Raw genomic sequence first — 9,191 nt, 5'->3', positions numbered from 1 at the left:
CGCATCCGCAGCGAGAAACAACGCCGCTGGGGACGACCCGCCAACCAGGCCGCCTGATCAACCAACCCGGCGAACGTTCATGGACACCGCACTAGATCGTGGAGGTGGTTCAGCCGTTCACGTGCCTCCTGCTGTCTCCCGAGCACGGACAACGCCTGCGCTTCGGCGGCCACGGCCTTGAGGAGTCCAACGGTGACCCGTCCTTGCGCGAGGGTCTGAGCGTTACGAGCCAAGCTCAGCACGGTCTCCGGTGCGCGCGGGGCGTAGAGAGCGAACACCGCCTCGGTCGCGCGAACCCACACCCTCATGTCCGCGTCGGCGGAGGCGTCGGCGGCGATGCGGGAGGTGGTCCACCAGCGGCGTGCGGGGCCGTACTCCCCGAGTCGAGTAAGGAGGTTGGCGTTCACCGCCGACAGCCAGGCCGCCGCTCGTTGCAGTTCGGCGGCGCGACCCGTGGTCTCGCGCTCGATGACGTGGTAGAGCGCCACCAAGTCGAGAGCGAGGTCGTCGCGGACGGTGGCAGGAGGCCGGGTGGCCACGGCGTGCAGGTAGTCCGCGCAGGTCATGAGCCAGTCGTCCACGGTGAAGCTGTCAGCCGTGTTCAGGATGCGGTCGAAGCTCTTACGGGCCGAATCTCCCGCGTTGAGCAGTGGACTTTGAGCAAGCAGGCCCAGGCCGGCCAACTGGAATAGGTGTCGTCGTTCCATATCGTCTCCCTGGGGGAGTATGCCGCCGCTGCCGTTCTCACGGTAACCGGAAATAGTCAGATTTGTCGCGGTGGCGAGTTCGTCCAGGGTGGTATTTCCGAGGCGTTGTACCAGGGGCCACAGGGTTTTCAACTGCCCGTCCGCGCACAGCGCGTCGTCGATCGCCTGAACGCGTGCGCCCGACTCCGGCAGGCACCGGCCTCGTTCGATGGCGCCCAGCATGGAGGTCGAATAGCCCGTCCTCTGGGCCAGTTGGGCGACGGTGATCGGCTCGCCGACCCGCCGCTCGTACGAATCGCGAAGATCGCGGACGATCGACCCGAAATAGTGCGCCATCGACTTGTATCGGTCGATGTTCTTACGTGCAGCGGGCATGTCGGAATCACCTCCGAGGGGAACCGGAATAGCGAGCCGATCACCACAGGGGATCAGCCCTTGCTCCCCTCCGGACGACCGGCCAGCCTGATCGTAACTCTAAATGACGTCCCGATTACGGAGCGCCAGTTCTGAAAATCGCCGCCGACTCGATCAGGAGTGCGATCCCCATGCCCCGCCCCAGCCTTCTCCTGCCCCCTGAGGCCCCACCGCCGGCACTCCTGGGCCACCACCCCATGACCGCCCCACCCGCCACCCCGCCCGGGCACTTGGCGAACCCCCTCCTGCCCGGCCCGGTCGCCGGCGTCCTCCCGTCCGGGCCGGTCGCGGACTCCCTCCCTTCCGGCCCCATCGCGGTCCCCCCCCTGCTCGGGCCCGTCGCCGGTGCCGTCCCGTCCGGTCCCGTCGTCGGAACCCTCGCGTCCCGAGCCGGAGCCAGGACCGGGGCCGGGACCGGGACCAGAGCGGGGAGGTGGGCTGCGTGACCGCGTTGTGGTTCTGGGGGATGCCGGAGGACCAGGCCGAGCGCCACCGCGCCGCGCTCGGCGACCTGGCCAAGGAGCTGGAGTGCCACGGCCTGCGCTGCCGTCCGGTCGAGCGCCTGCACCTGCCGATGGGAGGCGCCTACTACCGGCCGTTCCTGCTCCCGCCGGAGCTGGACGTGTACGGCGGCGGACGGCTGATCGTGACGGTGGCCGTGGTCGACGTCCCCGGCGGAGGCGGCGCCTGGTATCTGCTCAAGGAGCCCGGCGGCCTCCCCGTCGCGACCCACAGCACCCTCGATCCCACCGCCGCCGCGCAAGCCATCACCACCCGCGCCCCGGCTCCCACCCCCATCCCGGCCCCCGCTCCGGGCTCGCCTCCCGGTCCGGCCCCGACCTCGGCCTCCGCGCCGGCCGCCACCTCGGACCCGCGGCTCCCGGTCGCCTCCGACCCCGACCCGTCCGGCGACTGACCGCTCCCGCCACCCCGGCCCTCACCCGGCCGGGGTCCCGATCCCCGTCCAGAACCAGCCCGACCAGCGCTCCGGAACCAACCCCCTGCGGCTCTGGTTCTGGCGTTCCGGTTGGAGCGACCAAAGATCTTATTCGAATCAAATGATGTGACTATGAGCAAAGCACGGAAGCGTCCTGTCACGGTCACCGTCGACGCCGACCTCGTCGAGTACGCCGAAGCGCGTCTTGAGGAGGGCGACGTGCGTTCGCTGTCCGCCTACGTCAACGATGCCCTCGCCGCCCATGTCAACGAGGAACGCCGGGCGAAGGCCGCCTGGGCGGCTCGTGCCGCGGCCGCCGCTGCCGACACGGGCTCCGTCGAGCGGGCCGAGTGCAGGATCGCCGCTATGAAGGAGTTCTATTTCGGTGTCTGACCACACCCCCATCCCCCTCGTGTTCGACACGACCCTTCTGTCCGAGGTGGTGCGCGGGGACCCCGACCTGATCAACATCGTGCGACGGTTCGACGCCGAGAATCAGCCGATGGTCATCCCGGCGCTCGCCCTCGTGGGGGCGTCGCTGGACTCCAGGTCCTCCGAGGTCGCTGACGCCCTGTACGGCATGGCATTGCTGGAGTCGGTGGAGATCGCCCCGCTGGCCGGCGCCAAGCAGGGCATCGCCCTGGCGGGCTCCCGGCGTCGCACGCCGGCGAATCTGATCACGCGTGCGGCACGTTCCCTGGCCGGCCACCGTCTTCAGTACCTCGTGTGAGCGATGGCGGAGGTAGTTCCCGGCCCTACTTCTGGAGCTGTTCCAGCACTGCCATGAGCGTGCCCACCCGGCGGCCCGCCCGGTCGCCCAATCGAAGCATGCCGATCCGCCAGATCGCATCCCTGGCCGCGGCCAGGGCGTCCTCACCGACCGCGGCCTCAAGCACGCTCAATGCCTGGTACCGCGCGCGCCAACGTTCCACGGTCTCAACGGGAGAATCGGCCGACGGACTCTGGGCCAGCAGTTCCTGGCTGAGGAGACGTACTTCGGCGCGGAGTTCGGCGAGAACGGCTGGACTCGGCGCCCCCGTCAAAGCGGTCGCAACACGGTCGGCCACCGGCACGTGCAGGTCGCTCAGCTCGCACGCGGTCTCCGCCACCAGCGCGGCGATCTCACGCGCGCGGCTGGGGTCAGGGGCTGCGATGAGGTCGGCCACGCGTGGGTCGCTGGCGAGATAAGCGAGATGGTCGCGCTTGTCCTGGTCGGACAGAACCGCTCCGGCCGGTTCCGCGTACGCGTCCAGAACGGCGCTCTGGTGCTCCGCGGCCAGCCACTCCGCCGCCAGACGCTCGCCGGTGAGCATCTCGCCCAAGGCCAGGGCCGCACTGCGGAGATCGTCCTGTTCCGCCAGCTCGGGCCAGGCCGACAGCGCGTCGGGCAGGTCTTCGAGGTCTTCCAGCTCTTCGGGGTCGAGCAGATCCGCCGTGACCAGGACGCGGCCGTGCTCGGCATAGGCGAGTTGCCCGTCCGCGTTGGCGTTCCAGAACACGCTGAGCGCCCGTCCTTGCCGCGCCAACCGGGCCAGAACCTCTGGACGCGTCCCTTGAAAGCCGTTGGGCTCGACCAGGACGGTCCAGGACCCCAGGCTTCCGGCCATCGCCGCGCCGGCCCGAGCGGGAAGCGCGTCGTAGGCCGCCTGTACGGTCTGCGTGAAGGTGCGCCTGCTCGAGCCGTCCTCCTGCCCTCCCGCCACGACGAGCGCCTCGGTGGCCGGCATGCACTCAATCCACGTGACGCACAACGGGACGTCCAGGTTCTCCTCCAGCAGCTTGCGGTAGTGCGTCAGCGCATCGGAGTCCAATGTCGTCTCCCGGCAAAGAGAAAGGGCCCGGCCAACCGGAAAAGCCGGAGGCCGGGCCACACCTTATGCGAAGTATGGACGGCTAGGAAGCCTCGGCGTCAGGAACAATCTGCTCGTCGGCCAGGGTATCCGTGCCCGGCGGCGGATAGTAGCCGAGTGATCCAGGTTCCTGGCTGTCCGAGATCCGTACCGTGAACTTCTGTTTCTCCAGAACACGGTTACGCTCGAACCACCAGCCCATCCAGGATCCCGCGGTGGAGTTGTCGGACGCCAGAATCGCGCGAGCCGAATAGTTGGTGCCCGCCAGTGACGCTCCTTGGTGAGTGGCGGCGAAGGGGAACTCATCACACGATCGGCGAATCGTGTTCCCCTGGGGATCCTTCAGCTTACGGGTATACCGTAGACCGGGCGGACGCGGCCGCGGATCGCTGAAGGAGATGTCGCACTGTTTGATGGCCACCTCTCTGTTCTGCCCACCCAGTCCCTTCTTGCTGGTGTCGGTGTTCCGCTGCAAGGGCGTGCTCCAGGAAAAGCCGGGGACCTTCTTGTTGGGGTCGAAGGGCACGGTGCTCACCGGATTGTTCCAGGCGTCCCAGATGTGCTGCGCCGACTCTTTGACCGGGTTGGTCATGAGCTGATTTCCCGGCCCCTTCACCTGGGCCGCTTTGCTCAACTCGAAGACCGGGCGGCCGTCCTTGAAGACCACGCAACCACCCTTCGCCGTCTTGATGGCAGGCGAGCTGTCGCAGCGGAAGACCGGGTTCTCCTGCATCAGGTATGCGTACGGGTCCTCCACCTGCTCGAGCATGTGAACCTGCGGCTGCAACTTGCAACGAGCCCTGTGATCCGGCGCCGCGAAGTCCGCGGGATCCGAGGTGAAGGTGAAGTTGCCGCCTTCCTGCTCCCATGCCTCGGGGGTCTTGTATATGAACTTGTTCAATCCGATCGGTGACACGGAACACTTGTTCGTCGGATTGAACGCGAGCCCGAGGCTGAAGGGGAACGTCTCCGCCCCGGCTTTGACCGTTGGGAGCAGGGCCGGGATGTTCGTCTTCCCGCTTCTTTCGAGTTTGTCCAGGTGGAAATACACCTTGAACTGCCGACTGCCGTACTGGTTCGCCAGCCGGGCTGCGGTGCTCTTAGACTCTCCCGTGAAGGAATGAGCGGTGAGCGTGACGCGAGCGTCGTATCTGACGGAGCCTACGCGCCTCCTGTTCACGTAGAAGCTCACTTGTGAGCCGATCTCGCCCCACATGCACCAGTTGTAGGAATTCTTCACCGTGTAGGCCTTCGGGCCCGTCAGCGCGCGGCATTGCGCGTCGTTCTCGATGCGGTCATAGGTGAAGGTCGGCTCGGCCGCCACCGCCTGCACGGAGGCCAGCGGCGCCGCGCGAGACGTGTCCACCGTGACCGCCTGCCAACCGGACCATGCCCCTATCACGCCACCGCTGAGGGCACGGGCTCGCCAGCGCACGTCCCAGCCATCGATGATCTTCCCGGTCGGCATGCGGACGATGCCCACGGATCCGGGGCCGGACTTCGCGATCCCCGACCAGATGAGCCCCTTGCCCTGTGCCGGAACCTTCGGGCCGTGCTCGACCTGCACCTCCACGACGGCATGCCGCTTGCCGGGGGCGGCTACCTTGATCATGAATTCCGGTGTGGTGGTCACGAGCTTCGCGACGCCGTCGCCGGCCTTCCGCGTACGCGTCCACGCCCTGCTCACGGACGGACCGCCCGCCGTGGTGGCGGACGCCCGAGCCTTCTTCTGCGCCATCGTCAGGAGCGGCCCCACGCCGAACCACCACTCGTAGGGTTCGGCCATGGCGTTGCCCGCATCGTCCGTGACCCCACTGACGGTGGACCAGTACCAGGAGTCGAGGGGCCACCGTGGCGTGAACGTCAGCACCCTTCGGTCGGGGCTCATGGTCGTGTCCCCGGGTAGGCCCTCCTCCGTGAAGATGTCTACAAGTGCCAAAGAGGCCGCTGCCACCGGCTCGCTGAAGGTCACCTTGATCTGCGCGGCGGGCGCCACGTCGTCCGCGTCGTCAGCCGGTTCCACGGCGACGACGGTGGGCGGGACGGTGTCCGGTCCCGCAGTGGGGCTCGGGCTGGGGCCGGAGCCGCCGTCGATGAAGGTGACCTTCAACACCGGCGGGTGCGGGACCTCCGCTTCGGTCTCCGCTGAGTGGAATCCACGGTCGTACTGGGGGGCGTCTGAGGATTCGTCCACGCCGCGCAGCATGAAACCGTAGTCGTCCTGACCCGATGCCCACGCCTGAACGATGTCCTTCACCTGCCAGGTCCAGGCGACATCGGTCGCCGGGGAGTCGTCGGCGCATCCGCCCGGATCGCGAGCGATCGACTCACCCTCGCCGCTGGTCGCCGGTTGGTCGTCCCACGTGAGGAGGTCGGCGTTCCAGGGCTGCGTGAGCAGCTGTGCCTTGATGCCGGACTGGCTGGTGCCGCAGCCGTATGCGGAGCTGTTCCACAGTTCCAGCTCGGCGCCGACGATCGTCTTTCCGGCGATGGATGAGGTGTCGAAGCTCAAGAAGCTTCGCTCGATCGCCTTGAACTGTTCATAATCGTATGCGCCGGACCAGAGCGTCGGCCCTTGCGGTCCAACTGATCCATGGTCGTCCACCCATGTGTCGGCTTGCACTGGCAGCGAGATCGTCCGCTGCTCGCCTGGCGGGTCGGTGGGCGTCGGCGTGGGGGTGGAGGTCGACAACGTGATGGTGAACGGCCAGTCGTACGGCGCCACCATCGGATGCCCGTCGGCGTCCTGGGCCCCGCTGACCTCCGCGGTGTACTGCATGCCGGGCGCGAGGGGCGCGTCAGGGACGAATGTCGCGCCGTCTCCTGAAGCGTTGGCGCCTGATGTGCCGGGCACCGTCTGACCTGTGCGGTCCTTGAGGGTGATGTGCGCCCCTGTCACGGGCTCACTGAAGCGTGCCTCGACATGCACGTCCGGTTGGGCGTTCGTTGCGCCGAGGTCCGGCACCGTCCTGATCACGGACGGCTGGTCGGGATCGGGTTGAGGATTGTTGGGGTTGAGTGAGTTCCACTCCTCCTGGCTCACGTCGGCAGGGCGTCCGAAGGTGACGGCCGGATTCTCCACGAACTCCGGCGCCTGTCCCTGCATCGCCTCCGCCTCCGCGTCGGAGACCTCGCCCGCCTCTATCGGCTGGCTCGACCGGTAGGTGGCCGCCCGGATCTGGTCCGCGGTCGCGCTGTCGGGGAAGCCTTCGCCGGCCTTGAACCATCCGACGTCGTCACCGGGCGGATACTCCGGGGCCGGCGTGTATTCGATCATGAGGGTGGGTGGGTGGCGGTAGCCCGGGTAGGGGTCGCCGCTGTATTCGCTGGCGTAGTACTGACGCCAGTTGATTGCCGGGCTCTCGGTGACCGCGCGCAGCACCAGCCCATGGTTGGCCACGCCCTGTTCGATCCAGGCGCGGGCCATGCCGGTGACCCGGTGCACGAGCGCCGCTTCACTGGCGCACCAGGTGCCGCTGGCGTCGATGTTGTAGCCGGCCTTGTTGCCTGAGCCCGTCATGATGCCCGCGTTGGAGGGCTGGTTGGACCACCTCAAGCCGGTGGGAGTCCAAGCGGAAGTGATGAGGGAGGCGGCGATGCCCGACCCGATCTCGTTGCCGCATAGCTGGCCATTGGGGCCGCCGGACTTGTAGTTCCAGACATACAGGTCCGCATCAACCACCGTGGCGCCCACGAGTTCCGGTGCCGTGGTGTTGAACTTCAGGTAGGTGCGGGCGATGTCGGCGCTGGTTTGGGTGGTGCCGGCGCGCAGCCATCCGGCCGCGGCGTTATTGCTGCTCGGGCTATTCTTGCTGACCCAGGCGTCGTCGGGGGTGCCGCCGCCGAACCATTGGGAGGCGGCGGCGATCGTCACCGGGTAGGTGAGCGCCGGGTCGGCCAGGAACGCCGCATCCGGGGTGAACACCAGTTGTGAGGTCGCGCCGGACGTCTCCACCCGGGCGGTGACCGGGGAGCTCTTGCCCTGCTCGGGGGAGGCCTCCACCTTGGCGTCCATCGCGGTCAGCACGACCGGCGCCGCCTTGGCCCTGCCCTCGGCGTCTTTCAGCTGCGGCAGCCCCTCGGGGCCCTTGCCGAATGAGGTGCCCTTAGGCAGGGTGAGCGGCAGACGCACCGTCACCGGGCCATCCGGCTTGCGGCGGAAGACCACCTGGGAGACGAACCCGTCGGCCAGGGCCAGCACCACCAGGTCGGCGCCTGGCGCGACGGCGTCGGGATAGGTGACCGTGCTACCGGAGATCTTCGGCTCCGGCAGCGCCCGGGTCACCTCCAAGGCGATCTTGCCTTCTTCCTCGGCGGCCGACACCAGGTGCTTGGTGCCGCGCCCGCCGAAGGTCAGCGGGGTTTTGACCCGTGCGGCCTGCAGCGTGCCGCCGTGGGTCACGATGCGGGTGTCGACGGGCTCCCAGGCGCCGCTGGCCTTGTTTTTGAGCTGGACGGGCTGGGTGTGCAACTCGGCGCGCAGGTTCTTGCCGTCGGGCTGTGCCCAGACCTTCATGGTCTCGGTGAACCGGGAAGGCACCTCAACGGGTTTGCCGGACGTGGCCGCCTTGTCCCAGGCGGTCTTGAGCGTTGGATCAGAGGCGGCGCTCGGCTGGGTCGGCGATGCGAGGGTCGGGTTGGGGGATGGTGGGGGGTCCTGGGCGGCCGCGGGCACGCTCAGCAGTGAGAGCGGCAGCGCTACAACCCCGATCAGGGCAGCGCGACGCCGCGTCCGGCTGGATAAGCCTGACGCTGTGGGTGATGTGTTCACTCCAGCCTTTCAAGTAGATGCGACTAAATGTCGCAAAGCGGAGTGATCATTACATAAAGCGCAAATAAAAGTAAAGATAGTTTTCAGTGACGGGGGCGGTGTGCTCCGTAAGGGAAACGGCCTGCACCATGAGGTGTTTTTGCCGGGCCCTGATCGGCTACGCCCGCGTCTCGACCACTGGACAACTTCTGGCCCCGTTGACTCGCGCGCTGACCGACGCCGGATACCTGCGCATCTTCGCCGACAAATAGTCCGGCAAGAACATCGAACGCGAAGAACTGACTAAGCCTGAATCCACCGTGCTATTCCGTTCGTGATCTTCAGGGGCAAATTTCTCCGCGTGGGTCGGGCCCGGTGAATGCGGGTATGGGTGGCGGGCCGACCGGGTCTTGTCGGCTTTCCCATAGTTCTTGGCTCGGGGTGGGGATCGGTACGCGGGTGCGTGGGTCCGAGGTGGCAGGTCGTCGGCAGCGTACGGGGACTGCGGCGACCAGGCGCTGATCAAGAGCCGC

General features: G+C 67.5%; 6 protein-coding genes. 3 read left to right on the top strand and 3 right to left on the bottom strand.

Features of this window, described 5'->3' with window-relative positions; all coding sequences use genetic code 11:
• Nucleotides 1-77: 77 nt before the first annotated feature.
• Nucleotides 78-1,082, bottom strand: a complete 1,005-nt coding sequence (locus ABZU32_RS18340) for a helix-turn-helix transcriptional regulator (RefSeq protein WP_354923628.1) — start codon at nt 1,080-1,082, stop codon at nt 78-80.
• Between the two features lie 481 nt (nt 1,083-1,563).
• Between ABZU32_RS18340 and ABZU32_RS18335 the strand changes: the two genes are divergently transcribed.
• The 3 genes from ABZU32_RS18335 (at nt 1,564) to ABZU32_RS18325 (ending at nt 2,788) form a co-directional block, all read left to right on the top strand.
• Nucleotides 1,564-2,037, top strand: a complete 474-nt coding sequence (locus ABZU32_RS18335) for a hypothetical protein (protein WP_354923625.1) — start codon at nt 1,564-1,566, stop codon at nt 2,035-2,037.
• A gap of 153 nt (nt 2,038-2,190) precedes the next feature.
• Nucleotides 2,191-2,451 carry a type II toxin-antitoxin system CcdA family antitoxin gene (locus tag ABZU32_RS18330; protein WP_354923623.1) on the top strand — a complete coding sequence of 87 codons (261 nt, stop codon included), beginning with the start codon at nt 2,191-2,193 and terminating at the stop codon, nt 2,449-2,451.
• Nucleotides 2,444-2,788, top strand: coding sequence for a hypothetical protein (locus tag ABZU32_RS18325; RefSeq protein ID WP_354923620.1), 345 nt, complete (start codon nt 2,444-2,446; stop codon nt 2,786-2,788). The genes ABZU32_RS18330 and ABZU32_RS18325 overlap by 8 nt, the downstream gene beginning before the upstream one ends.
• A gap of 25 nt (nt 2,789-2,813) precedes the next feature.
• Here ABZU32_RS18325 and ABZU32_RS18320 read toward each other — a convergent pair whose 3' ends face one another.
• Complete coding sequence (locus tag ABZU32_RS18320; protein ID WP_354923618.1) at nt 2,814-3,869, bottom strand: DUF6461 domain-containing protein; 1,056 nt, start codon at nt 3,867-3,869, stop codon at nt 2,814-2,816.
• Between the two features lie 82 nt (nt 3,870-3,951).
• Complete coding sequence (locus ABZU32_RS18315) at nt 3,952-8,583, bottom strand: DNRLRE domain-containing protein (protein ID WP_354923615.1); 4,632 nt, start codon at nt 8,581-8,583, stop codon at nt 3,952-3,954.
• Nucleotides 8,584-9,191: the final 608 nt, after the last annotated feature.

Source organism: Sphaerisporangium sp. NPDC005288 (genome assembly GCF_040607475.1).
Taxonomy (GTDB): Bacteria; Actinomycetota; Actinomycetes; order Streptosporangiales; family Streptosporangiaceae; genus Sphaerisporangium; species Sphaerisporangium rhizosphaerae.
Note: the sequence above shows the minus strand (reverse complement) of the source record. Positions and strands in the feature narration are given on the sequence as shown.